Genomic DNA, 23,017 nt, shown 5'->3' on the forward strand with positions numbered 1-23,017 from the left:
GGATTATTTACTCTATTTTATTCCTATTTCTTCTAAATATCTGGTCCTTTTTTCCAGAATTTTGGTTGTTTTTGAGGTCATTGCTATTTGCCATTTATTACAGAAAATTTTATTTAAAAATTCAAAATTAACATTCACTTTATTTTTTGCAATCTGCTTTCTGCATACTTTTCCAATAATGATCTGGCATACGATTGATGGAATTTTATTTGGGGTAATCTCCATTTATTTTTTGCAGAAAAAATGGCATTTTAGTTCTTTATTATTGCTATTATTTGCAGCTCTTACCAAACAATCTTTTGTCATATTTGGTTTGGGAGTTTTTATTATTTTGGTAAAGGATTTTTGCAAAGATTTTAAATTTAATAAAAAAGATTTTCTACTTTTTTCTTTTGGAATTTTATTTCTAATTATTATACTATTTCAATATCATATTTTAGAGAATTATAAATTATTTTTGGAGCAGGTTTTTAGCTCTTCTACTCCATCTGGATTTTATAAAAATAGTATAGAGCCATATCTGTTTGAGAAAAATTGGCAATCCATTTTGCTTTTATTAGGATTAATAACGCTTTATTTCATTAAAGTTAAACGGGAAATTTTAGAATTTATCGTTTTCATTCTTTTTCCAATTCTAGTTTTGATTCCTATTTTTAATGATGGCGTTTTTTTGGGAATTTATTCTATGTTATTAATATTAATCGTTTTATTTTTAAAATTTGAACCCAAAAATAAAGTAATTTTTCTGATGATTTTTCTGGCTTGGTCTGCTGGAATTTCGTGGGGTTATAATTCGCCAATTTTTCTTGTATTCATTTTAATGTTAAAATTCATTGAAACTAAAAAACAATATTTTTATTTACTATGGATCATAGTTTTAATTTCTTTCTTGTTTTCTAGATTGAAAAATACATATTTGTCGGATTCCATTTTTACAACAAAATATGTATTTGTAGAAAATATGCCATCAATTTCAGGACTTTTAATTTCAGAAAACGAAAAGAAATATGTAGCAGAAGCAAATTCTATTGAAAAAAAATATAAAAATGTGGTATTTTTGCCAGGTTCTCCCATTTTAGATTTAATAAACGGAAAATTTCTAAATCGTGCATCGTGGGAAATGGATGTAGAATATCCCAATTTGGAAAAAGATACACAATCTTTAAAACAAAACATTCTGGCAATCGATAAAAAACAATTGCCAATGTTCAAAGATGGATTTTACAAAAGTTCTTTTACCTTTGAAATCATTAAAAATAAAAAAATAATTGCCGAAACAAAATACTTTATAATCTATGGACATTAAATTTCTGGACCTTCAAAAAATAAATCTTCAATATCAAGAAGAAATCGAAGCGAAATTGCTAGAAACTTTCCGCAGTGGTTGGTATCTTTTGGGCAATGAAGTGAAAAATTTTGAAAATAATTTGGCAAAATACATCGGTTCTCCAAACGCGATTGGTGTTGCAAATGGTTTGGATGCTTTAAGATTAATTTTAAAGGCATATCTGGAACTTGGGCAAATGAAATTCGGAGACGAAATCATCGTTCCTGCAAATACCTACATCGCTTCTATTCTGGCAATTACAGACAATAGATTGAAACCCGTTTTTGCTGAACCGGACATTGAAACCTACAATCTGGATATTTCTAAAATTGAAAATCTCATCACCCCAAAAACGAAAGCAATAATGGTGGTTCATTTGTATGGACAAGTTTGCTGGTCGGAAGAATTGGAAGCGTTGGCAAAAAAACACAATTTAAAAATTATAGAAGACAATGCACAAGCAATTGGTGCAAGTTTTAATGGTGTAAAAACTGGAAATCTTGGTGATGCTGCAGGTTTTAGCTTCTATCCAGGGAAAAATCTTGGTGCACTTGGCGATGGTGGAGCGGTAACTTGCAAAGACGAACTTTTGGCAAAAACCATTCGAACCATTGCAAATTATGGATCGGAAGAGAAATACGTGAACAAATATCAAGGTTTGAATAGCCGTTTAGACGAAATACAAGCTGGAGTTTTGGATATTAAATTGAAATATATTGATAAAGAAAATTCAAAACGCCAAGAAATTGCTCAAAAATATTGCACTGAAATTAAAAATGATAAAATAATTTCACCCAATTTTCCAGAAAATAATGCGGAACATGTTTGGCATTTATTCGTAATCCGAACTAAAAATAGAAAAGAATTGCAGCATTATTTTCAAGAAAATGGCATCCAAACATTGATCCATTATCCTATTCCACCGCACAAACAAAGAGCTTACAAATATTGGAACAATCTTTCTTTCCCGATTACAGAAAACATTCACGATGAAGTTTTGAGTTTGCCAGTAAGTCCAGTAATGCAAGATGATGAAGTTGCAAAAATAATTGAAGTGATCAATAAATTTTAAAAATGGAAAATCCTTTGGTAAGCATACTTTTGATCACTATGAATCATGAAAAATTCATAGAACAAGCGGTTTTATCTGCGATCAACCTAGATTATCCAAACCTAGAAATTATTTTTTTAGATAATAATTCTGTGGATCATACTTATGAAATTGCAGAGAGAACATTTCAAAATTCTAAAATTCCGCATCAATTAATTAGAAATAAAGAAAACCATGGCGTTTCTAAAAATTTGAACATAATGCTTTCTTTTGCAACCGGAAAATATGTTGCGATATTATCTGGTGATGATTGGTGGAAAGAAAATTTAATAACAGAAAAAGTTGCTTTTATCGGTTTAGGTTATGATTTTGTGCTTTCAGATGGCTACAAATATTTAGAAGAAACAGGAGAAACCATTCCGGTTTACACCCAAAAAGAGAAAGATAAAATTATAAATACGCTCCCTCGCTTCTTCAAGGAAAATGTTGTTGCAAACAAAACTGCAAATGTAGGAACCTTTATAAAGCGAGATTTGCTGGTAAAACATCCTTTTGATGAAAACATCAATACCGAAGATTGGGATATGAATTTGAGGATGACGCACCTAGGATATAAATTAGGATTTATAGACCAAAAATTATTTTATTACAGAATTTTGCCAAGCAGTTTATCGAGAAAGTGGGATGTGATGGAGGAGTCCTATCATAAAGTTACATCAAAATATTTGGATTATATAAAAACTGATAAAACTTTATATAAAAAATACCTCCTTCAGAAGTTGATGTTTAAATATGAAATACTACTTTCAAAAATTGATCATGATAGTGAGAAAAAACAAATGATAAAAACTTGGCGAACGGAAAAGATTAGAATCAAATATAAACAGCCAATTCAATTTTTTAAAATAATACTCAACCGGTTTTCTTAATTAAATCTTATTCCCGGGTATAATCATCCTGCAACCTTACAATATCATCCTCGCCAAAGTAAGTTCCCGTCTGTACTTCTACAAAAACGACCAATTCCGCAGAACGATTTTCAATGCGGTGTTTTGCACCTAGAGGAATGTGAATGCTCTCACCGTATTTTACGATAATTTCTTCACCATCTAAAATAACCACAGCTTCGCCCTGCACAATCGTCCAAAATTCTTGGCGGTGATAATGAAATTGATAAGATAATCGCTGGCCTGGATTCACCTCGATTCTCTTCAATTTATAATGGGCTTCATCTTCCAAAACATAATATTTTCCCCAAGGTCTTTCACCGATTTCTAACATATTGCACATTATTTAAGATGCAAAAATAAGAAATATTACGCAACGCTGAATTTTTCTTTAAATTTGTAACTTAAAATTAAGGAGAATGAGCAAAGTAAGAGTGCGTTTTGCACCAAGTCCAACCGGACCTTTACATTTAGGAGGTGTTAGAACTGCCTTATATGATTACCTTTTCGCCAAGAATCAAGGCGGCGAATTTATATTGAGAATCGAGGATACTGATACCGCCAGATATGTGGAAGGTGCAGAAGAATACATACAAGAAGCACTAGAATGGTGCGGAATAATCCCAGATGAAAGCCCAAAACACGGCGGAAATTACGGACCCTACAGACAGTCGGAAAGACGTGATATTTATGACCGCCATTTAGTTGGTTTATTGAAAACCGATTTCGCCTATCTTGCATTCGATACGCCTGAAGAGCTCGATGAAGTTCGAAATGAATTCGAGAAAAACGGAGAAGTATTCGCGTATAATTATATCACCAGAAATCGTCTGAAAAACTCTTTAACAATAAGTAAGGAAGAAGTTCAGAAATTATTGAATGAAGGAAGTCCATACGTTGTGCGCTTTAAAATGCCAGTGGATCGAACTTTAGTTCTAGAAGATATTATTCGAGGCACTTCTTCCGTAAATACGAATACATTGGACGACAAGGTTTTGGTGAAAAATGATGGGATGCCAACCTACCATTTCGCCAATGTGGTTGATGATCATGAAATGAAAATTACCCATGTGATTCGTGGTGAAGAATGGCTGCCATCGCTAGGTTTACACTATCTACTTTATGAAGCAATGGGTTGGGAACGACCGGAATTTGCTCACTTATCATTAATTTTAAAACCGGAAGGAAAAGGAAAATTAAGCAAAAGAGATGGAGATAAATTTGGATTCCCTGTATTTCCATTAAACTTTAAAGATCCAGAATCTGGAAATGTTTCCAAAGGTTACCGTGAAGAAGGATATCTTCCAGAAGCGTTTATCAATATGGTCGCACTGCTTGGTTGGAGTCCTGCGAATGATAGAGAGGTTTTAACTTTAGAAGAAATGATTGCAGAATTTGACCTGCATAAAGTGCATAAAGCAGGGGCCAGGTTTAATAAAGAGAAAGCAGAATGGTTTAACAGTGAATATTTACGCGCAAAATCTGACGAAGAAGTTTTAGAATTATTAAAGAAGGCAGAAGGAATTACACTTGAAAACTCAAGTGATGCTCAATTGTTGAAAATCATTTCATTAATGAAAGAAAGAGCCACCTTTGTCCGGGATATTTATACAGAGGGTATATTCTTCTTTGAAGCGCCAACGCAATATGAGGAGAAAGCCGTAAAAAAAGCTTGGAATGAAGCTGCTGTAGAAGTGATGAGCGAATTTTCTTTAAAATTACAGGATTCTGTTTTTGAGCCTTTAACTTTAAAACAAGATATTCATGATTTTGCAGAAAGCAAAGGGTTGGGTATGGGAAAAGTAATGATGCCACTTCGCCTCTGTTTAGTAGGAGAATTGAAAGGTCCAGACGTACCAGATATTATGCAAATCCTTGGAAAAGAAGAGACTATCGCCAGAATAAAAAATGCGGTGAATAATATTCAATAACTTTCTTTATTTTTTACTAAATTTGAAGGATAATTTTAATAACTGAAATGGAATACTTAAGCTTTGAACTTCCGATTAAAGACCTGATGGATCAGTATCAAACCTGCTCCTTGGTCGGCGAAGAAAGTGGTGTAGATGTAAAACTTGCCTGCTCGCAAATCGAAGATAAAATTATAGAAAAGAAAAAAGAGATATATCATCATCTTACGCCATGGCAGAGAGTGCAGCTTTCCCGTCATCCAGATCGTCCTTATACGTTAGATTTCATTAAAGGAATTACCGATAAAGACAGTTTCTTGGAACTTCACGGCGATCGGAATTTTGCTGATGATCCTGCGATGATTGGTGGTTTAGCCACTATTGATGGTCAACGAGTAATGATCATCGGCACGCAGAAAGGACGAACAACCAAAGAAAGGCAACACCGAAGATTCGGAATGAGTAATCCTGAAGGATATAGAAAAGCATTGCGATTGATGAAACTGGCAGAAAAATTTCATATTCCTGTAATTTCTCTAATCGATACGCCAGGAGCTTATCCTGGTTTAGAAGCAGAGGAACGCGGACAAGGCGAAGCGATTGCCCGTAATATTTTCGAAATGACCATGCTCAAAACTCCAATTTTTGTTTATATCATTGGCGAAGGAGCGAGTGGTGGCGCCTTGGGAATTGGTGTTGGAAATAAGGTGTATATGCTTGAAAACACTTGGTACACGGTTATTGCTCCGGAAAGTTGTTCTTCAATCCTTTGGAGAAATTGGGATCATAAAGAAGATGCAGCCAATGCATTGAAATTAACACCACAAGATGCCTTAAAAGAAAAATTCATTGATGGAATTGTAGAGGAACCACTGGGAGGTGCGCACTACGAACCACAAGTTGCGTATGATCATTTAAAGGTGTCTATTCTGCAAAACATCAAAGCGTTTTCTAAATTTACCGGTAAAGAATTAGAAACCCAAAGGCAAGATAAATTTATTGCAATGGGGCAATTTAAAGGGTAAAAAAATATAGGATAAGAATTAAATAGAAACGGGCTTTAGCCCGTTTTTTTTATGAGAAATCGCTGCTTTTTAACGAAACTTAAAGTTATTGTGAAAAAGAAATTCTCTTTCCCCATCTCTAAAAGGCAAAAAAAATTCTGCAATTGCTTACAGAATTTAATTTACTTTACATAAAATTTTCAATCTATTCAAAAAGCTCGGCGGTATTTAAAACCGTTACTTTTCCATCCTCGCAACGAATTGCTTCCCCGGGAAAATTCTGAATCATATGATAATCATGAGTAGCCATAACCACTGCAGAATTGTTTTCGAAAGCAACCTGCTTTAATAAGGTCATAATTTCATTGGAAGTCTCTGGGTCTAGGTTACCAGTCGGCTCATCTGCCAAAATCAATTGCGGGTGATTCAGAAGGGCTCTGGCGATGGCAATTCTTTGTTGTTCCCCACCAGAAAGCTCATGTGGCATTTTGTGTTTTTTAGATTTCATTCCCACACTTGCCAAGACCTCGTTAATTCGGTCGTCCATTTGGGTTTTATCATTCCAGCCGGTTGCTTCAAGAACGAATCTTAAATTCTTTTCAACCGTTCGATCCGGTAATAACTGAAAGTCCTGGAAAACGATTCCTAACTTCCTTCTTAGATTCGGAATGTCTGATGTTCTTAATTTTGCCAAATCAAATCCAGCAATAATTCCCTGACCTGAGCTGAGCGGTATGTGACCGTAAAGCGTTTTTAACAAAGAACTCTTTCCTGAACCTGTTTTACCGATAAGATAGCAAAATCTACCTTGCTTGATGTTGAGATTAACTTCATTAAGTACGGTGAAATTCTTCTGTGCAATTTTTGCGTTTTTCAGATGGATGACATCTTGACCTTCTTGAAAAGTATGTGGCATATCGTGTGTTGATTGTGATAAATAAAATGAAATGTTGCATTAGCAGATCAAAAATAGAAAAAAACTTTCTCCTGCGCATGCATTTTAGCAAATTTTAACAACAAAAAATGCCTGAAAAATTACTTTTCAAGCATGTTTGTATATGATAATTCCTGAGATTATCTCTTAGCGCGCTGTGCACTTACAGTTAAACTCTTTCTGCCTTTTGCTCTTCTTGCAGCCAATATTCTTCTACCGTTAGGCGTTGACATTCTTAAACGAAAACCGTGTTTGTTTCTTTTCTTTCTTTCAGATGGTTGAAATGTTCTTTTTGGCATTGCTTATATTTTTAAGTAAAAACTATATCTTATTTTTCAGATTGCAAATATAGGAAACTTTTTATTTACCGCAAACAATATTTGGGATTTTTCTTAAGAAATAGGTTTAAATATTTTTAAGATCATCATTTTTTTGTTTTTAACTTTTCCCTTGTTAATGCTGTAATATTTTACGTCTTGTCTGAAATTTCTGTTTTTTTTAACCTTAAATAAAAACAAACCCTATCTTTGCTCTTCTTAAAAAAAATATCCCAATTAATGTTTACTTCATCCGAAATTTTAGAGATTCAAAAGCTTTTAACACCTGAACATAAAATTGTTATCATCACCCATTACAATCCAGATGGCGACGCCATTGGCTCCAGTTTGGGATTAAAACATTTTTTAAAACAAAAGGGAATAGAAGCAGAGGTTATTGTTCCCAATGATTTTCCGAAATTTCTAAAATGGATGCCGGACGCGAAGCAAATCATTATCGCAGATTACAAAAGAAAACAGGCCGGTGAAGCAATTTATACGGCAGATGTTATCTTTGTTTTAGATTTTAATGCCTCACACCGAAGCGGTAATTTAGTAGCCCCTTGGCTTGAAAAAGCACGGGCAACAAAAATTTTAATTGACCACCATCAGCAACCGGATGATTTTCATTATGTCTATTCGGACGTTACCATTCCTGCGACCTGCCAAATGGTGTATCACTTTATCCAAGCTTTAAATGAAGAAAATCTGGTCAATAAAGAAGTTGCAGAATGTTTATACACCGGGATAATGACTGATACTGGTGGTTTTCGTTTTCGGTCTACAAGCGCAACCACGCACAGGATTACAGCGAACCTTATTGAAAAAGGAGCAGATCCGGCCATGATTACCTCGAACACTTGGGATACGAATACCGTTTCCAGACTGCATCTTCTGGCACTGATTTTGGGGAGAATTGAAGTGGTAAAAGAGGGGAAAGTAGCCATACTTTGGTTAAAACGCGATGAGCTAAAAGAATTCGGTTTCCAAAAAGGAGATACCGAAGGATTTGTAAATTATGGCTTAAGTATTATGGGTACGCAGGTTTCTGCATTTTTTATGGAAGATTTGTATGATGATTTCATTAAAATTTCCTTCCGTTCTAAAGAAGATGTTGATGTTAATCAATTTTCGCGAAAACACTTTAACGGTGGCGGTCATATCAATGCAGCAGGTGGTAAGTATATGAAAAGCATCGAAGAAACAATCATCGATTTTAAAGCTAAAATTGAGCAAGAGGAATTTTAAAACACCAAATTCTTCGGCAAATGGTGCAGCAATTCTGTATTGATAATTTCTGCACATATCGTTGGTTTTTCCCAATGTCCATTATGTCCACTATCCAATAAGTAAGATTTGATATTGGTCTTCTCGGGAAGGTTGTTGAGTACGGTATCCGTTTTTACTGCATTGTCATGTTTGCCCGCAATTATCAAGATTTTTCCAGCAAAACTTTCCAGTACTGCCGTTTTATCAGTTCTTTCCATCATACCTTTTACTGCAGCCAAAACCCCAGTAGTTGGGGTAGAAAGGGCGATTTTTTTAGCGATTTCTATTTTACCTTCCAAAATATCTTTCTCATTAGGATTAAATAAATTGGGAATTCCCGCCTGAACGTAAGCTGGAAAAGCTTCTTTAATAACTCTCAAACTTTTTTGGCGCTGATCTTTTTTCTCTTGGTCATCAGTGAATGGTGAGGAAAAAAACAAGGTGATGCTTTTTAAAACTTCTGGAAACTTTTCAGTAAAAGCAAGTGTAGCATAGCCGCCCATCGAATGGCCGAGCAAATGAAACTTATCGATATGTAAAGTATCTGTTACTTTTTTTACTTCCTGAGCCATCAATTCCATCGTATGCGTTTCCGCAATTACTTCTGATGACCCATGACCAGGCAAATTTATTTTAATTAAAGTGAATTCTTTGGAAAGATGAGGTTCCATTTCTTTCCAAATCGTATGGTTTTCCATAAACCCGTGGAGTAAAACAAGCTGCTCTTTTCCATTGCCCGATATTTCGTAATGTAACATTGTTGGTAATTTTTAAAAGTGAATATCTATGTAGTCAACAAATCCCGAACCATTCACCTTATTCTGTAATCTCCAAAAATTTCCTTTGCCCTCATCGAAGAAGGTCGTTTTTTTAGTTCTTTTAAAAATAACCCCTTTAATGTTCTGAATTATTTCTCCTTCAAAGTTGAGATGCTTTTCCGACACTTTTTTTATCTCGCCATCGATGGTTAAAGTGTTTTTGCCGGATTTTATCGTACCGGAAAGATGGTATAAATCGCGACCAGTTTTTTCGAAGTTTACCGTGCCAGAAAATGGCGAAATTTCATCTGAACTAAATTTCAATTGATGCTTTCCACTTAAATCTTTAAAAATATTTTGTTGATTTTTAAGAAAAATGCGATCGTTTATTTTTTGCCGTTCGGCATTAATCGAATCGATTTTTTTAGATTCTATCGATATAAGCTCGGCATTGTCCGTTTGTCTTTTTGAACAAGACCCAAAGAGAAGAAGCGAGAAAGTTAGGATGATCTGTTTCATTTTTCAAAAGTAAGTTTTGCTCAAATTTAATAAAAAATTGGAGTTCCAAAATTATTGGTCTTACTGATTAGAGAATTTACTGCTAAAGTTTTGTTTTAGAATCCATAACGATCGTTACTGGTCCATCATTTAGTAATGAAACCTTCATATCTGCGCCAAAAATCCCGCTCTCCGTTTTCAAATTTGATTTGATGAGTTCAGCTTTGAAATAATCAAATAACGGCACGGCTTTGTTGGGCTTTGCTGCTTTAATAAAAGACGGGCGGTTTCCCTTTTTATAATCAGCAATCAAAGTAAACTGGCTAATACAAAGAATCTCTCCGGCAATATCTAAAATTGATAAGTTCAGTTTGCCTTCTTCATCACCGAAAATACGCAGATTAAGTATTTTTTGAGCAAGCCAGTCTGCATCGTTATTTTCATCTTCCTCATCAATACCTATTAACAATAGTAAACCACGGCTAATTGCGCCGACGATTGTACCATCAACTTTTACCTGCGCTTGGGAAACTCTTTGAATAACTGCTTTCAATCCTTGGGAATTTTGAACCTTTATTAATAATAGACGGATAGAATTTTGGTATTCGTATCGTAACTATAAAGGTATGTTTTTGGCGAGACTTGCGCGATTTTTGTGGGTTCTCCGGTAATGGTAATCCACTCAGCGCCATCTTTAGGACAAATGATTTTAATGTCGTTCTCTACACTAAGGGTCGTATCGCTATCGGGGCAAATATGTGGTGCGTTTCGGTCGTAGACCTTGAATCCATTGGTCGTTCGTGCTATAATTAAACCTCTCGTGCCAGATTGCTGTTCATTGATATACATCCAACCCCCAACATTTTGTAAAGTAAAATATGCTGGCAAATTTAGATTCAAAACTAGGTTGATGGGAGCGCTGGGGAAGCAACTTACTGTTTCCTCACGACTACTACAAGAGCTGCTATTTAAAACGCTAAAAAGAAGAATTATAGTGAAAAAGGTGCTGTAAATATTTCTTTTCATTTAAAATAAATTTATATCTTTGTGAAACAAATCAACACAAAAAAACATTGTCCGGCAAATGTCGGATTATTTTTTTATACTAACGTTAAATATAAGATATTATGGCAAGTTACGTCACCAAAGTAGGATTGGATAAAATGAAAGCTGAACTGGAGCAACTGGAAACCATTGAAAGGCCGAAAATCACGCAACAAATTGCAGAGGCAAGAGACAAAGGGGATTTATCTGAAAATGCAGAATATGATGCTGCAAAAGAAGCGCAAGGAATGTTGGAAATGAAAATTTCTAAATTGAAAGACCTTATTATCAACGGTAAAGTAATTGATGAAACCCAATTAGATACGTCAAAAGTTTCGATCTTGACCACGGTTCGTCTTAAAAATAATGCAACCAAAGGGGAGCAGAAATTCACTTTGGTTCCAGACAATGAGAGCGACTTGAAGGCAGGTAAGATTTCGGTAAATACTCCGATCGCGAAAGGCTTATTAGGCAAAGTAGTAGGAGATACCGCAGAAATTCTTTTGCCTAATGGAAATCAACTTTCTTTTGAAATATTAGAAATCTATTTGGGATAATGGGCAGCTGAAAAAGCAATTTATTAGCATACTAAAAGATGTTTATAAAACTTTACTCGTTTTTTAACATCTTTTTTTCTTAAGATTTTGTAATTTTGCACCCTCGCTTTAGCGTGGGTTTTTAATTTAAATACAATTATCATGGCTTCTATTTTTACAAAAATTGTACAAGGGGAAATTCCATCTTTTACGATTGCAGAAGACAGTCAGCATCTTGCTTTTTTAGATATGATGCCTTTGGTTAGAGGGCATTGTTTGGTTATTCCTAAAAAGGAAATCGATCTTATTTTCGACTTAGAGAATGAAGATTTCAAAAATCTTTGGAGCTTTGCGCACAAGGTGGCAAAAAAAATGGAAAAAGCGTATCCTGAGCATAGAATTGCTATTGCGGTGGTAGGTTTAGAAGTTCCTCATGCGCATATTCACCTAATTCCTATTCAAAAGATGGATGACATGAATTTTAAAAACGAACGTTTGAAATTTTCTAATGAGGAGTATCAGGAAATTGTCCAACACATCATCAATTCTTAAAAAAAACTAATTATTTGACAAAGTATTATTCTTTGGTCATGAGTATTAATCTTAGTCCTTATTTAATATAAAATATGAATTCAAACCAATGTTCTTTTTGCGGAAGAAAACGAAGTGAAGTACAAATGCTGATTTCCGGAAATGACGGTTTTATTTGTGAAGAGTGCATCGAGCAAGCGCATGGCATCGTAAAAGAAACAAATAGCGCGACTGGAGGCTCTGCGGCAGCTGATACAGTAGAAGATTTAAAAAAACCAAAAGAAATAAAAGAATTTCTAGATCAGTATGTTATTGGGCAAGACCAAGCAAAGAAACAATTGTCGGTGGCGGTCTATAATCACTACAAAAGATTATTGCACGCAAAAGATGAAAACCGCGAGGTAGAGATTGAAAAGTCGAATGTGATTATGATTGGAGAAACGGGCACAGGGAAAACCCTTTTAGCAAAATCAATTGCAAGAGAATTAAATGTCCCTTTTTGTATCGTAGACGCAACGATTCTTACCGAAGCTGGTTATGTTGGGGAAGATGTGGAAAGTATTTTGTCACGACTTTTAATGGTCGCTGATTATGATGTTGAAAAAGCAGAAAAGGGAATTGTCTTTATTGATGAAATTGATAAAATAGCGCGGAAATCAGATAACCCAAGTATCACCCGAGATGTTTCGGGAGAAGGCGTTCAACAGGGTTTGCTTAAATTACTAGAAGGCAGTATTGTGAATGTTCCCCCACAAGGTGGAAGAAAACATCCGGATCAAAAATACATTCAGGTAAATACGCAAAATATACTGTTCATCGCTGGTGGAGCATTTGATGGGATTAAAGAAATCATTGAAAGACGACTGAATAAACAGGCCATTGGTTTTAGTGCCGAGAAACTAAATAAAGTAGAGGAAGAAGAATATATATTGAGCCAACTCAATGCAATTGATTTGCGAAAATTCGGTTTAATTCCTGAGCTTTTAGGTCGGTTTCCGATTATTACCTATTTGGATAAATTATCGAAAGAAACCATGATCAGAATTATGAAAGAACCGAAAAATTCGATTGTTAATCAGTTCGTAGAATTATTTAAAATGGATGGGGTAGAGCTCAAATTTACCGATGATGGTTTGGAAAGTATCGTAGAAGAGACCATGGATAAAGGGCTTGGCGCAAGAGGCCTGCGTGGTACTACTGAAAAAGTTCTGGAAGATTATATGTTTAATATTGCTGCAAAAAAGAAAATTATAATTAACCGTAAAAACACCCAATTTTGAGTTTTTATGTACATTTTCTTTCATATTTTTAAAAATTAACTATCTTTGTCTAAGTAATTACTCTTTTTATAAAACACAAACATAAAATATAATGAAAAAAAATCTACTAACGACTGGGTTTTTAGCTTGGACATTTTCGCTAGGAGCACAGACTATTTTGTGTCACGTTGATGCAAATGCTACGATATATGTCGGTAAAAATGCCTTGGTTTATAACGGAGGTGGTCTTCAGTTAAAAGATAACGCTGTTTTCGAAAATCACGGCAACGTGATGGTTAGAGGAAACGGTACCACTGATGTTGTAAAAACAGTTGGTGCTACAGGTCTTGATAAAACAGAAGCAAATGGAGGCGGTAATTTTATTAATAAATTAAATGAGCCTACAGCTTTTGCTTCCCATAATTCTGTAAATCCATTGATTTCTCCCGTTTATACCTACGGACAATTATATATTACAGGAGTTTCGCAAGCCAACCTGACAGGAATTGTTGATCAAGAATTCAGACAAGTAAATCATGGAGCGTATCAACAAATAGGTATGCCATTCTATGATAAAACATTTTCGACCTTGAACGCAGAATTAGGTAAAGTTTTTAATACGACTAGATTTTCAAAAAATGAAATTTTGGTCTGGAATAATAGAAATGTTGTTTTTGATAACCTTGCTAGTTTAAATTTGAAAATTGGTAAAGACTTTAAGCCATTTTCATATTATATATTAGGTGGGACCGGTTTAAATGTTGAGACTACAAGAACATTCAAAGGTCGACCAGTTTCTGATGCAGCTGACATAGATAAAAAAATAACATTAGAAAATGCAGGGAGTGGGATTGTATTTGGTCCAACCGGAGGAGCAACAAATCAATACAATGAGCGATATAATACCTATTTGCAAGATAACTTCAGTGTAAGTGGAGGACAAGCGTGGCAGGGAGATTTCGGAAGAAATATATATCAGTTCGGAAACCCATATCTTACCAATTTAGATTTTTCTCAAGTTGCAGTTACCGAGTCAGCAACGACTGGCGATGGAAATAATCTTTCTAATATTTATGGTATTCGTTTAGAAGTCTCTGGCGTACAATATAATTCTAATCTAGGAGGGGGTTCTTCCAACTACAAGGCTATAACTTTTGATGCTTCGGGAGTTGCTATTGGAGATGTAGAGTATCAAGTCGTTCGTCCGTTAGGATCTTTCGCTATAAAATTAAAAGATAATATTACGAAACCAGAGTTAAACTTTGCGACCTTAAGAAGATTTAAATACCACCCACGTTCCTGATCCGCTAATTATAGTGTTTCAGCGGCTAGAGGTGGGTCTAGTTCGACCGTAAAGCAATTGGGAGTCATTGGTTTAGATGCTAATGGAAATGAACTAGAGAGAACGTACTATGTTGTTTCTGGCTCTACGGTTACTGGTGCATCTACAAATGTTACTGCACAAGTTGGTGCCTTTGGGGGTGCACAACTCGGGACATACGAGGAAAGCATTACAGGTGGTTATGATAATAACAATGTTTCTTATTGGTTATACGTGAATGAAGCGAATGAAAATGACTTTGGTGGGAAAAATATTAAACTAGTTAATTATAATCCTAATATTGTTCAGTTTAAATTTGAAATTAGAGAAAATGCTGCTTTAGTGCCGGATCAAACGCATTTACTTTCACAAGGCGAAGGGTTTTATTATAAAAAAGCTTCTGATGCTACAGAAATGCCTGCTTTACAGAACCAAACTATTTCACTATCAGGATCAACCCCAGCAGAATATGATTTGTATTATGGTAGACCCCAAACAACACTTGCGACAAGCATTACTAAAAAATCAAGTACCATTGTAGTATTTAATCCAGAGAAAGACAATTATTTTGTTTTAATAGACCCTACTTGGAAAAATGCAGAAATACAAGTGTTTGATATGAGTGGAAAACTTGTAAACGATATTGTTAAGGTTTCTTCAAAAGATCGATACGAATTACCATTACGATCCATCAACGCTGGATACATTGTTCATATTACATCTGATAAAGGTGAAAAAGTAGTCACTAAAATTTTAAGATAAAAAACACATAAGATGAAAATGATATTTAAACTGTTTTTAGCAGCATCTATTTTAATAATGGGCGTGCTAGTTAACGCTCAGCCACCTTGTCCAACTTGTCCTCCTGGCGGTGGTGGTGGCACAGGTGGAACAACTCCGGGTGCAGTGGCTTCACCTATCGATATGTACCTTTATATCTTAGCAATTGCAGCGATTTTATTCATCGTTCTTTATGCAAAGAAAAAACAGCAAAAACAATCCGTGTAATCAGTACACTTTAAAAATTAGAACTCATTGATATATCAATGAGTTTTTTTTATATTTACAGTATGAAAAAAATATCATTTATTTTGGGCTTGCTAATTGCTACCACTTCCCAAGCACAGTTTAAAATTAGTGTGGATGCTCCACAATCATTTACGCCAAAAGAGGCCTATTTATACACCCTGAATGGTTCGAAAGATGTGTTGAATGGTAAGGAACTTAGAAAAGGGAACACTTGGCAGTTCAATATCTCAACACCTTATTCTGGAATGATGAAATTGTATTTTCCAGAAATTAACGCCTCTGTTAATCTCATTTCAGAAAATAAAGATGTTAAAATGAAGTTTGAAACCGAACCGAAAAAAATCGTGAATATTGATTACCTTGATGAAGCAAATTTCACCATGAATCAAATTCAGGATATACAGCAAAAGAAAGAGTATATTTTACCTGCTTTGTATCAGATTAAGGAGTTTTATAAAACCAAAAGTGATTTTGGAACTTCTCTTAATAGTGAAATTCTTCGTCTTTCTAATGCAACACCGAATCTCAATAATTTTCCGTTTGTAAATTTTTATAATACGAATTACAGCAGATTCCTGGAAAAAACCGCAAATAAAAAACCGATTTCTCATGAGGAAATAATTGATTTTTTAAACAAATCAAATGAAATGCTGGAAGGCTCTTCCTTGATGAGACCAATACTTGTTGCTTATCTTAATGCGGGCTCTAGCGCCAATGTTGCAGTAGATGTAGACAAAATGCTTAAGGTCTTGAATGTTGAAACTCCACGCGGTCAAACCGTTCTTTCTGAACTGATCGAAATTTTTGACACCTATGGCATGCAGGATTTAAAAGATAAATATCTTACTGAGGCCAAGAATCTCAAATGTACCATCAACGAGCGTCTAACGAAAACAATTGCGACCAATACCAATACAGAAATTGGAGCTGTGTTTCCAAACTATACGTTTAATAAACCCACCAATACTAAAGCCAAATCAATTTACGAAGTGAAGGCTGATAATAAGATTATCATCTTTTGGGCGTCTACTTGTTCCCATTGTGAAACGGATTTACCTAAAATTATTGAAAAATACAACGCGATAAAAGGTCTAAACGCAGAAGTTATTGCATTTTCTTTGGATAGTGATGCAAGCGCTTATGATAGTAAAGTGAAGATGCTGCCGTGGATTAATGATACTGAGTTAAGAGGTTGGAATAGTTCATTTTCAGATACTTATAATATTCATGCTACTCCTAGTTATTTTGTTTTAGACAAGGCCAATAAAATCATAGCTAAACCCAATCATGCAGCAGATGTAATTTCTTTTTTAAAGTTAAACTAATTTTTTGCTACCTCATAAAATATTTTTATATTTGCACCACCTTAAAAAAGGCGAGGTAGCTCAGTTGGTTAGAGCGCAGGATTCATAACCCTGAGGTCACGGGTTCAATTCCCGTCTTCGCTACTAAACAGGACAAATGAAATTTACTTTCGTTTGTCCTGTTCTTTTTTTGGAGTAATCCGTTGGTTATCTGAAAGATATAGTTTGCGATTACATTCATTCGAGCGGTTCGATAAGTTTTTCCGTCAAACTCCAATTTTTCGGGGAATATCGAACCAATTATATCCCGTCTTGTTCTGATTTCGCCCTCGCTGTACATTTTAGGAATGCTTTCTATGTATTTCAAAGCCCTGTCCAAAGACTTTTCTACGTTGATTTTCTTGGTATCAGAACCGTCCTTGCTCAACTGTTCTTCCAAACTCTCAATCCGTTTCCTACACTCATCTTTGATTTCGAGATATTCCTCGTCATCAATAATTTCAGACAGCAGTTTGTTGCGTGCTACTGATAACCTTGCATTCAGTTTATCTATTTCCTGTGCAATCTGTTTCTTTTCGTCAAACGGATTTTTTGCGAATTTCTTGTAGTTGTCCAACAGAAGTCTTTTTACTATTTGAGAAGTACCGTTCAACGCAAACTGTCGCATACTCTTTTCAAAAATATCGTTGGCTAATTCGGCTTTTTGACGAAAGCCACAAGAGGAAACACAATGATAGTAGTAATAACGGCTTGTTCTTCCTTTGGAAGCACTTCCCGTTAGGTTGCGACCGCATTCGGGACATACCAAGAAACCACGTAGGGGCAAGTTCTCGTCTGAAAGTATTTTGGTATTGGGACGTTCTACCCTTTTGTTTCCGTCCAATATCAGTTGTACCCTATCAAAGAGGTCTTTGGATATAAGTGGTTCGTGCTGACCCTGCACCAAATGTGCTTCTTCGTCCTTGAATTTGGCAATGAATATCTTACCGTAGTACAGCGGATTGCGTACGGCAACGTGAAATGCACTTCGGCTTATAGTTGTCTTGTGCAACTTATTCATTTTTTGCCGTACTTGGTCACAGGCAAACACGCCTTTGGCTATTTCGTTGAAAGCCCACAGCATAGCTGTTGCTTCAGGTTCTTTCGGAGCAATGTATTTTCGTCCGTCCTCTTTGCTTCTATTGATATATCCAAAAGGTGCTCTACCCATCAAACGCCCCTCTTTCCTTGCCCTACGCATACCGTAGAACGTATTCAATGCTCTGCGGTCATTCTCTACTTCGGGAGCAGAAAGATATATGGCAAGCATCATCTTGTTTTCGGGAATGGAGAGGTCTAACGGCTGTTCTACCGCCTGTGGCTCTATACCAAGTTTGTTGAGTGTGCTAATCATTTGATAAGCATCGCCAGCATTACGGCTGAACCTGTCCCATTTGGTAAACAGGATAAGGTCAGTTTTTGAACTTCTCTTTTTAAGGCTGTTCAATAATCTTGTCCATTCGGGACGGTTAAAGGTCTTGGCGGAATGGTCTTCATAAATAACCTGCCCAACAGCAATCTTATTGGTTGCACAGTATCTTTTCAGGCGTTCCTCTTGGTCACGCTGTGAATATCCCTTGTCCGCTTGTTCATCGGTGGAAACACGTATGTATAAATCGGCTCTTTTCATAGCTAATCATTTTTAAGTGGGTATTGACTTTGTGTGGGATTAGCTAAATTACAAAATAAATCATTCGGTGTCAAAGCATTCACGGATAATTATCATTGTGAGGTTGTACAAAAACTCCATAATCAGTTCGGCTGTTTCCTGTTCCACGTCAATACCGACCTCACGGAGAAGCTCCATTGCTTCCTCGATAGGTATTTTTTCTATTTCTTTTCTCTCCTGCATCGCCTAACTCGTTTTGTACTGACTAAATTAATCAGGTAAACAAGTCGGGCTTCCAATGTTGCAGTGAGAGGTAGCATTTGGCGTTCAGTTGCCAAATATTATTATGAAAGAAGTTAAAATCATATTCAAAAAAGAATAAAAAGGTAGCAAAGATAAGGCGGACAGCCACCGCACCGCCCACCAAAAGACTACGGCATAATGGCTTCGCCACCCTTCGGGACTTATTCCGTTTCCTTTTGGTTTTTCCGCTTGTCCGCCTTGTTAAAATGGCTTTCTTTTTTTTCTGTTTTTTTCTTTTGGAAAATAATTTTAAGGGGGAGCAACGCATCGTCAAGATAACCCCCAACCCAAATAAAAGTGGCAGTCAGTGGCACTATTTGGCGTTCATTGTCGTGACTGTAAACAGCTGTTTTTCAAACAGTCTTGCCGAACTTTGCAAATGGAAGCGGTTGGTTTTTTCGGCTAACTCCAATCCGTTCCGCAGAACGGATTTTCTGAACCCCTGTTCAGAGCAAGTTATCTTTTGAGCTACTCGGAATAAATTCCGCATCTCAAAAGCACTTGCCCTTGCAGGTGGCTGAAAACCGCTCCGAAGTCGCAGTTTTGGTTTAACATTAAAATGATTTGATTATGGAAGAAGTGAACAGAAAACAGATTAAAAAGACAGGAAGAAAACCGAAGAACGACCCTGCGGTACATCGGTATTCCATCAGTCTGAACGCAGAGGAAAACGCCAAGTTCCTTGCCCTTTTCGACCAATCGGGAATGAACATAAAGGCACATTTCATTACGGCTTGTATCTTTCAAAAGACGGTAAAAACCGTAAAAATTGATATGAATGCGGTAGAATACCACGCAGGATTGACCAAGTTTTTCGGACAGTTCAGAGGAATAGCAACCAATTACAATCAGATTGTAAAGCTGTTGAACACACACTTTTCGGAGAAAAAGGCATTGGCATACCTCTACAAATTGGAAAAACAGACCGCAGCAATGAAAGAATTATTGCTCAAAGTTTTAATCCTTACCGCAGAATTTGAAAAGAAATACCTAAACAAAGAGTAAAGAAATGGTTGCAAAAATCGGAAAGGGAAGCAATATGTACGGAGCTATTTTGTACAATCAGCAGAAAGTGGAAACGGAAAACGGAGCGGTTCTGTTGCTGAATAAGATACCCGACACAATGGACGGTAGGTATTCCGTTGCGTACTTCAACAAGTGTTTTGAGCCGTATCTGTCTGCCAATATCCGAACGGAAAAGACGGTACGGCACATTTCATTGAACCCCGACCCGAAAGACACGGTAAGCGATGAACAGTTTACCGAAATGGCACAGGAATATATGGAGCGTATGGGTTACGGCAATCAGCCGTATATCGTATTCAAACATACGGACATTGACCGCACGCATATACACATCGTTTCGACCTGCGTGGGCATTGACGGCAGGAAAATCCCCGATGATTACGACCACCCTCGCTCAATGGCTATCTGTCGGGATTTGGAAACGAAATACAATCTGCACAAAGCTACCGAGCAGGAACAGAAACACGACAGCAGAAATTTCAAAAAGGTAGAACAGCAGAAAGGCGATATAAAAAGCCAAATAGCTTCGGTAGTGCGACACCTGCCGAAGTATTACCAATATACAAGCATTGGGACATACAACGCTTTGCTTTCGTTTTTGAATATTACGGCAGAGGAAATAAAAGGCGAACGCAACGGAGAGCCTGTACACGGATTGGTATATTTTGCTTTGAACGACAAGGGAGAAAAGGCAAGCAAACCGTTCAAAGCATCTTTGTTTGGCAAGCACGCAGGAGTAAACGGATTACAACGGCACTTTGAACAATCCAAAGAGAAGATGAAAACCAACCCTGCGAAGTCTGTTCTCAAAAATTCGGTGGAACTTGCCATTCACACCACAAACAGCGAAAAGGAATTTAAAAAGCAACTTGCCGAACAGGACATTCACACCGTTGTCCGCAGAAACGACAGCGGACGGATTTATGGTATTACTTTTATTGACAATGGTAGCCGTACTGTTTGGAATGGCTCGCAGTTGGACAGAAACCTGTCGGCAAATCTGTTTAACGATTGGTGGAACAACGGAAACAAACCCGCATTGAAAGCACAGGACAGCCCTGTTTCCGATACGAACACGATAGACCACCAACCGACCAAAGACCTTTTCGAGTTTATCACGCAGGAACATTCGCACAGTTCTGATTTGGGATTGTTCAGCCTGTTGCCCCAAGCACAGGGCGAAGATTACGAGGAACAGGATTTTGCCAATAGAATGAAGAAAAAGAAGAAAACAAGACAAAAAAAATAATAGAGATTGTCCTTATTTTCAAAACAAGTTTTAAAATTACTTACCTTTGTTGTATGAAAAAATCAGATTAGCATATTTTTAGGAACATATAATCTCTGTCAAGGCAATAGATGTTGCCCTGACATTCTATTGAATTATTTAATAATAAATGCTAAAAAGATGAATTTTTTCGATAGCCCATTTAAGGGCAAAATAATTAGAGACCATATTACCAACCCCAATATCACGGCTGGGAAATATTCCTACTATTCCGGTTATTATCATGGACATTCTTTTGATGACTGCGCTCGCTATTTATTTCCAGATAGAGATGACGTTGATAAATTGGTCATAGGTTCATTCTGTTCCATAGGTAGCGGTGCAAGTTTTATAATGGCGGGCAATCAAGGGCATCGACATAATTGGATATCCAGTTTTCCCTTTTTTTATATGCCGGAGATTGAAGCATTCAATAAAGCAATTAACGGATTTGAAAACGCGGGCGATACAGTTGTCGGTAATGATGTTTGGATAGGGAGCGAGGCAATGATTATGCCGGGAGTGAAGATCGGTGACGGGGCGGTAATCGGTAGTAGGTCATTAGTCACCAAAGATGTTGCCCCTTACACTATTGTCGGCGGAAACCCTGCAAAACCGATTAAAAAAAGGTTTTCGGACGAAGAGATTCAGATCCTGTTAGATATCAAGTGGTGGGATTGGGATGAAGACATATTGACCGAAGCGATACCTTTAATTTGTTCAGGCAACATACAGTCTCTTTTCGATTTTTACAACCAAGTTGTAAAAATCGAAAAGAGAGATTTCCCGTATTGTTTTTGACTTATATGTAACAACTGCGAAAAGCCTTTCAGTTTTATTGCTGAAAGGCTTTTTTTAATGTAGAATTTGAAAAGGAGTATTTGAATAAAGAAATCATTACAAAAATCAAAAAGAGAGAAGTACGAGCAAAATTTTTAAGATTATCTACCTATTAGTAGATAGAAATTTATATCTTTGCGTTATGGAAACAAAAGAAAAAATAGTAACCGAAGCCATAACATTTATCACGACAAGAGGGACAAATGCTTTTAGTTACAAGGATATATCTAAAGAAATTGGCATTAAAACTTCTTCTATCCATTATTATTTTCCGACGAAAAATGATTTGATTGTAGCTGTTTTAGAACATGTTATTCAAAAATCTGATTCTCCGCAAACACACCTAATATTTTTAGTATATTAGCGCTCAAAAAGCAGGGATTATGAACATATTCAGTTTTACGGCTCATTTCGGTTCGGAGGAAGATTGTCGTTTGCATTTCAAGGAGCAGCGTGATAAGGAAGGGGTTGTCTGCAAGCGATGCGGGGGCACTTCCCATTATTGGTTACAGGGTAAATGGAGTTATGAATGCAAAGGTTGCCGTTTCCGCACCTCGTTGCGCAGCGGTACGATCATGGAGAGCTCCAAGCTGCCGTTTCTGGTGTGGTACAAAACGATGTTCCTGATGAGTTGCACAAAAAAGGGATTCTCCACCAACGAACTCCAGAAGCAATTAGGATTGAAGCGTTACGAACCGGTATGGGCGATGGTACACAAACTCCGCAGGGCGATGGGCAACCGGGATGCAAGGTATACACTGGAAGGGATGATAGAACTGGATGAGGGTTACTTTTCGGTGGCCAGTAAGGAAATCGAGCGAGGCAAGGGTACACGTGGCCGGGGAGCCGAGGGAAAGCAGAACGTTGCGGTGATGGCCGAAAGCACCCCGTTGG

At 36.5% G+C, this 23,017-nt stretch carries 25 protein-coding genes, 1 tRNA gene and 1 pseudogene; 19 read left to right on the top strand and 8 right to left on the bottom strand.

Annotated elements, in window-relative coordinates; genetic code table 11:
- Positions 1 to 178: 178 nt before the first annotated feature.
- The 3 genes from QWY78_RS10580 to QWY78_RS10590 are packed head-to-tail and all read left to right on the top strand — an operon-like array spanning position 179 to position 3,307.
- Entirely contained in the window at positions 179 to 1,306 is a 1,128-nt protein-coding gene (locus QWY78_RS10580; RefSeq protein ID WP_290219613.1) for a hypothetical protein, read from the top strand.
- Positions 1,296 to 2,399, top strand: a complete 1,104-nt coding sequence (locus QWY78_RS10585; protein ID WP_290219616.1) for a DegT/DnrJ/EryC1/StrS family aminotransferase — start codon at positions 1,296 to 1,298, stop codon at positions 2,397 to 2,399. Before QWY78_RS10580 ends, QWY78_RS10585 begins: the two co-directional genes overlap by 11 nt.
- Before the next feature lie 2 nt (positions 2,400 to 2,401).
- Positions 2,402 to 3,307, top strand: a complete 906-nt coding sequence (locus QWY78_RS10590) for a glycosyltransferase family 2 protein (RefSeq protein ID WP_290219618.1) — start codon at positions 2,402 to 2,404, stop codon at positions 3,305 to 3,307.
- A 7-nt stretch (positions 3,308 to 3,314) separates the two neighbouring features.
- On the opposite strand, the gene QWY78_RS10595 is transcribed toward QWY78_RS10590, so the two are convergent.
- The gene (locus QWY78_RS10595; protein WP_290219619.1) at positions 3,315 to 3,659 is read right to left on the bottom strand and encodes a phosphomannose isomerase type II C-terminal cupin domain; all 345 of its coding nucleotides are present in this window, start codon (positions 3,657 to 3,659) and stop codon (positions 3,315 to 3,317) included.
- Positions 3,660 to 3,744: 85 nt separating this feature from the next.
- Between QWY78_RS10595 and gltX the strand changes: the two genes are divergently transcribed.
- Together gltX and QWY78_RS10605 are read left to right on the top strand one after the other, a co-directional pair.
- Positions 3,745 to 5,256: a glutamate--tRNA ligase gene (gltX, locus tag QWY78_RS10600; protein WP_290219621.1), complete on the top strand. Its 1,512-nt coding sequence runs from the start codon at positions 3,745 to 3,747 to the stop codon at positions 5,254 to 5,256.
- Between the two features lie 47 nt (positions 5,257 to 5,303).
- Positions 5,304 to 6,260, top strand: coding sequence for an acetyl-CoA carboxylase carboxyltransferase subunit alpha (locus QWY78_RS10605; RefSeq protein WP_290219622.1), 957 nt, complete (start codon positions 5,304 to 5,306; stop codon positions 6,258 to 6,260).
- Between the two features lie 184 nt (positions 6,261 to 6,444).
- On the opposite strand, the gene QWY78_RS10610 is transcribed toward QWY78_RS10605, so the two are convergent.
- A complete protein-coding gene (locus QWY78_RS10610; RefSeq protein WP_290219624.1) occupies positions 6,445 to 7,155 on the bottom strand; it encodes a cell division ATP-binding protein FtsE in 711 nt (236 codons plus the stop codon).
- Between the two features lie 158 nt (positions 7,156 to 7,313).
- The gene (gene rpmH / locus QWY78_RS10615) at positions 7,314 to 7,472 is read right to left on the bottom strand and encodes a 50S ribosomal protein L34 (protein ID WP_290219627.1); all 159 of its coding nucleotides are present in this window, start codon (positions 7,470 to 7,472) and stop codon (positions 7,314 to 7,316) included.
- A gap of 258 nt (positions 7,473 to 7,730) precedes the next feature.
- Between rpmH and QWY78_RS10620 the strand changes: the two genes are divergently transcribed.
- Positions 7,731 to 8,738: a DHH family phosphoesterase gene (locus tag QWY78_RS10620; protein ID WP_290219629.1), complete on the top strand. Its 1,008-nt coding sequence runs from the start codon at positions 7,731 to 7,733 to the stop codon at positions 8,736 to 8,738.
- Here QWY78_RS10620 and QWY78_RS10625 read toward each other — a convergent pair.
- From QWY78_RS10625 to QWY78_RS10640, 4 genes are all read right to left on the bottom strand, one after another.
- Positions 8,735 to 9,517: an alpha/beta fold hydrolase gene (locus QWY78_RS10625; RefSeq protein ID WP_290219631.1), complete on the bottom strand. Its 783-nt coding sequence runs from the start codon at positions 9,515 to 9,517 to the stop codon at positions 8,735 to 8,737. The two genes, QWY78_RS10620 and QWY78_RS10625, sit on opposite strands and share 4 nt — an antisense overlap.
- Positions 9,518 to 9,529: 12 nt before the next feature.
- The gene (locus tag QWY78_RS10630) at positions 9,530 to 10,036 is read right to left on the bottom strand and encodes a hypothetical protein (protein WP_290219633.1); all 507 of its coding nucleotides are present in this window, start codon (positions 10,034 to 10,036) and stop codon (positions 9,530 to 9,532) included.
- 82 nt (positions 10,037 to 10,118) lie between these two features.
- Positions 10,119 to 10,568, bottom strand: coding sequence for a D-aminoacyl-tRNA deacylase (gene dtd, locus QWY78_RS10635; protein WP_290219635.1), 450 nt, complete (start codon positions 10,566 to 10,568; stop codon positions 10,119 to 10,121).
- 23 nt (positions 10,569 to 10,591) lie between these two features.
- A complete protein-coding gene (locus tag QWY78_RS10640) occupies positions 10,592 to 11,041 on the bottom strand; it encodes a hypothetical protein (RefSeq protein ID WP_290219637.1) in 450 nt (149 codons plus the stop codon).
- A 101-nt stretch (positions 11,042 to 11,142) separates the two neighbouring features.
- Here QWY78_RS10640 and greA point away from each other — a divergent pair, with 101 nt between their 5' ends.
- The 8 genes from greA to QWY78_RS10680 all read left to right on the top strand — a co-directional run bounded on the left by greA (position 11,143) and on the right by QWY78_RS10680 (position 17,183).
- Positions 11,143 to 11,616 (top strand): transcription elongation factor GreA, encoded by a 474-nt coding sequence (gene greA, locus QWY78_RS10645; RefSeq protein WP_290219640.1) that lies wholly within the window; start codon positions 11,143 to 11,145, stop codon positions 11,614 to 11,616.
- A gap of 141 nt (positions 11,617 to 11,757) precedes the next feature.
- On the top strand, positions 11,758 to 12,147 hold the full coding sequence (locus QWY78_RS10650; protein WP_290219642.1) for an HIT family protein: 390 nt from the start codon (positions 11,758 to 11,760) through the stop codon (positions 12,145 to 12,147).
- A gap of 74 nt (positions 12,148 to 12,221) precedes the next feature.
- Positions 12,222 to 13,406 carry an ATP-dependent Clp protease ATP-binding subunit ClpX gene (clpX, locus tag QWY78_RS10655; RefSeq protein ID WP_290219644.1) on the top strand — a complete coding sequence of 395 codons (1,185 nt, stop codon included), beginning with the start codon at positions 12,222 to 12,224 and terminating at the stop codon, positions 13,404 to 13,406.
- A 91-nt stretch (positions 13,407 to 13,497) separates the two neighbouring features.
- Complete coding sequence (locus QWY78_RS10660) at positions 13,498 to 14,688, top strand: hypothetical protein (RefSeq protein ID WP_290219646.1); 1,191 nt, start codon at positions 13,498 to 13,500, stop codon at positions 14,686 to 14,688.
- A gap of 57 nt (positions 14,689 to 14,745) precedes the next feature.
- Positions 14,746 to 15,468 carry a T9SS type A sorting domain-containing protein gene (locus QWY78_RS10665; protein ID WP_290219649.1) on the top strand — a complete coding sequence of 241 codons (723 nt, stop codon included), beginning with the start codon at positions 14,746 to 14,748 and terminating at the stop codon, positions 15,466 to 15,468.
- A gap of 57 nt (positions 15,469 to 15,525) precedes the next feature.
- Complete coding sequence (locus tag QWY78_RS10670; protein WP_290219651.1) at positions 15,526 to 15,714, top strand: signal peptidase; 189 nt, start codon at positions 15,526 to 15,528, stop codon at positions 15,712 to 15,714.
- A gap of 62 nt (positions 15,715 to 15,776) precedes the next feature.
- Positions 15,777 to 17,060, top strand: coding sequence for a peroxiredoxin family protein (locus QWY78_RS10675; RefSeq protein WP_290219653.1), 1,284 nt, complete (start codon positions 15,777 to 15,779; stop codon positions 17,058 to 17,060).
- Positions 17,061 to 17,109: 49 nt separating this feature from the next.
- Positions 17,110 to 17,183: transfer RNA gene (locus tag QWY78_RS10680), tRNA-Met, on the top strand.
- On the opposite strand, the gene QWY78_RS10685 is transcribed toward QWY78_RS10680, so the two are convergent.
- Positions 17,143 to 18,708 (bottom strand): recombinase family protein, encoded by a 1,566-nt coding sequence (locus QWY78_RS10685; RefSeq protein WP_262987616.1) that lies wholly within the window; start codon positions 18,706 to 18,708, stop codon positions 17,143 to 17,145. The two genes, QWY78_RS10680 and QWY78_RS10685, sit on opposite strands and share 41 nt — an antisense overlap.
- An 852-nt stretch (positions 18,709 to 19,560) precedes the next feature.
- On the opposite strand from QWY78_RS10685, the gene mobA reads away from it, so the two are divergent.
- The 5 genes and pseudogenes from mobA to QWY78_RS10710 all read left to right on the top strand — a co-directional run.
- Complete coding sequence (mobA, locus tag QWY78_RS10690) at positions 19,561 to 19,995, top strand: conjugal transfer protein MobA (protein WP_066679312.1); 435 nt, start codon at positions 19,561 to 19,563, stop codon at positions 19,993 to 19,995.
- Between the two features lie 4 nt (positions 19,996 to 19,999).
- A complete protein-coding gene (mobB, locus tag QWY78_RS10695; protein ID WP_066679310.1) occupies positions 20,000 to 21,265 on the top strand; it encodes a conjugal transfer protein MobB in 1,266 nt (421 codons plus the stop codon).
- 159 nt (positions 21,266 to 21,424) lie between these two features.
- Positions 21,425 to 22,084, top strand: a complete 660-nt coding sequence (gene catB / locus QWY78_RS10700; RefSeq protein ID WP_066679309.1) for a type B chloramphenicol O-acetyltransferase — start codon at positions 21,425 to 21,427, stop codon at positions 22,082 to 22,084.
- Positions 22,085 to 22,265: 181 nt separating this feature from the next.
- Positions 22,266 to 22,487, top strand: a complete 222-nt coding sequence (locus tag QWY78_RS10705) for a TetR/AcrR family transcriptional regulator (protein WP_290219656.1) — start codon at positions 22,266 to 22,268, stop codon at positions 22,485 to 22,487.
- A 19-nt stretch (positions 22,488 to 22,506) separates the two neighbouring features.
- Positions 22,507 to 23,017, top strand: a pseudogene (locus tag QWY78_RS10710) (IS1595-like element ISBbi1 family transposase); the annotation flags it as partial.

Origin of the sequence: Kaistella yonginensis (assembly GCF_030409525.1) — a bacterium.
GTDB classification, from domain to species: Bacteria; Bacteroidota; Bacteroidia; order Flavobacteriales; family Weeksellaceae; genus Kaistella; species Kaistella yonginensis.

Bases quoted from the DNA above. Each gene is read 5' to 3' on its own strand.
- QWY78_RS10580 (WP_290219613.1), top strand. From the start codon at position 179: ATGATCTGGCATACGATTGATGGAATTTTATTTGGGGTAATCTCCATT.
- QWY78_RS10585 (WP_290219616.1), top strand. From the start codon at position 1,296: ATGGACATTAAATTTCTGGACCTTCAAAAAATAAATCTTCAATATCAA.
- QWY78_RS10590 (WP_290219618.1), top strand. From the start codon at position 2,402: ATGGAAAATCCTTTGGTAAGCATACTTTTGATCACTATGAATCATGAA.
- QWY78_RS10595 (WP_290219619.1), bottom strand. From the start codon at position 3,659: ATGTTAGAAATCGGTGAAAGACCTTGGGGAAAATATTATGTTTTGGAA.
- gltX (WP_290219621.1), top strand. From the start codon at position 3,745: ATGAGCAAAGTAAGAGTGCGTTTTGCACCAAGTCCAACCGGACCTTTA.
- QWY78_RS10605 (WP_290219622.1), top strand. From the start codon at position 5,304: ATGGAATACTTAAGCTTTGAACTTCCGATTAAAGACCTGATGGATCAG.
- QWY78_RS10610 (WP_290219624.1), bottom strand. From the start codon at position 7,155: ATGCCACATACTTTTCAAGAAGGTCAAGATGTCATCCATCTGAAAAAC.
- rpmH (WP_290219627.1), bottom strand. From the start codon at position 7,472: ATGCCAAAAAGAACATTTCAACCATCTGAAAGAAAGAAAAGAAACAAA.
- QWY78_RS10620 (WP_290219629.1), top strand. From the start codon at position 7,731: ATGTTTACTTCATCCGAAATTTTAGAGATTCAAAAGCTTTTAACACCT.
- QWY78_RS10625 (WP_290219631.1), bottom strand. From the start codon at position 9,517: ATGTTACATTACGAAATATCGGGCAATGGAAAAGAGCAGCTTGTTTTA.
- QWY78_RS10630 (WP_290219633.1), bottom strand. From the start codon at position 10,036: ATGAAACAGATCATCCTAACTTTCTCGCTTCTTCTCTTTGGGTCTTGT.
- QWY78_RS10640 (WP_290219637.1), bottom strand. From the start codon at position 11,041: ATGAAAAGAAATATTTACAGCACCTTTTTCACTATAATTCTTCTTTTT.
- greA (WP_290219640.1), top strand. From the start codon at position 11,143: ATGGCAAGTTACGTCACCAAAGTAGGATTGGATAAAATGAAAGCTGAA.
- QWY78_RS10650 (WP_290219642.1), top strand. From the start codon at position 11,758: ATGGCTTCTATTTTTACAAAAATTGTACAAGGGGAAATTCCATCTTTT.
- clpX (WP_290219644.1), top strand. From the start codon at position 12,222: ATGAATTCAAACCAATGTTCTTTTTGCGGAAGAAAACGAAGTGAAGTA.
- QWY78_RS10660 (WP_290219646.1), top strand. From the start codon at position 13,498: ATGAAAAAAAATCTACTAACGACTGGGTTTTTAGCTTGGACATTTTCG.
- QWY78_RS10670 (WP_290219651.1), top strand. From the start codon at position 15,526: ATGGGCGTGCTAGTTAACGCTCAGCCACCTTGTCCAACTTGTCCTCCT.
- QWY78_RS10675 (WP_290219653.1), top strand. From the start codon at position 15,777: ATGAAAAAAATATCATTTATTTTGGGCTTGCTAATTGCTACCACTTCC.
- QWY78_RS10685 (WP_262987616.1), bottom strand. From the start codon at position 18,708: ATGAAAAGAGCCGATTTATACATACGTGTTTCCACCGATGAACAAGCG.
- mobA (WP_066679312.1), top strand. From the start codon at position 19,561: ATGGAAGAAGTGAACAGAAAACAGATTAAAAAGACAGGAAGAAAACCG.
- mobB (WP_066679310.1), top strand. From the start codon at position 20,000: ATGGTTGCAAAAATCGGAAAGGGAAGCAATATGTACGGAGCTATTTTG.
- catB (WP_066679309.1), top strand. From the start codon at position 21,425: ATGAATTTTTTCGATAGCCCATTTAAGGGCAAAATAATTAGAGACCAT.
- QWY78_RS10705 (WP_290219656.1), top strand. From the start codon at position 22,266: ATGGAAACAAAAGAAAAAATAGTAACCGAAGCCATAACATTTATCACG.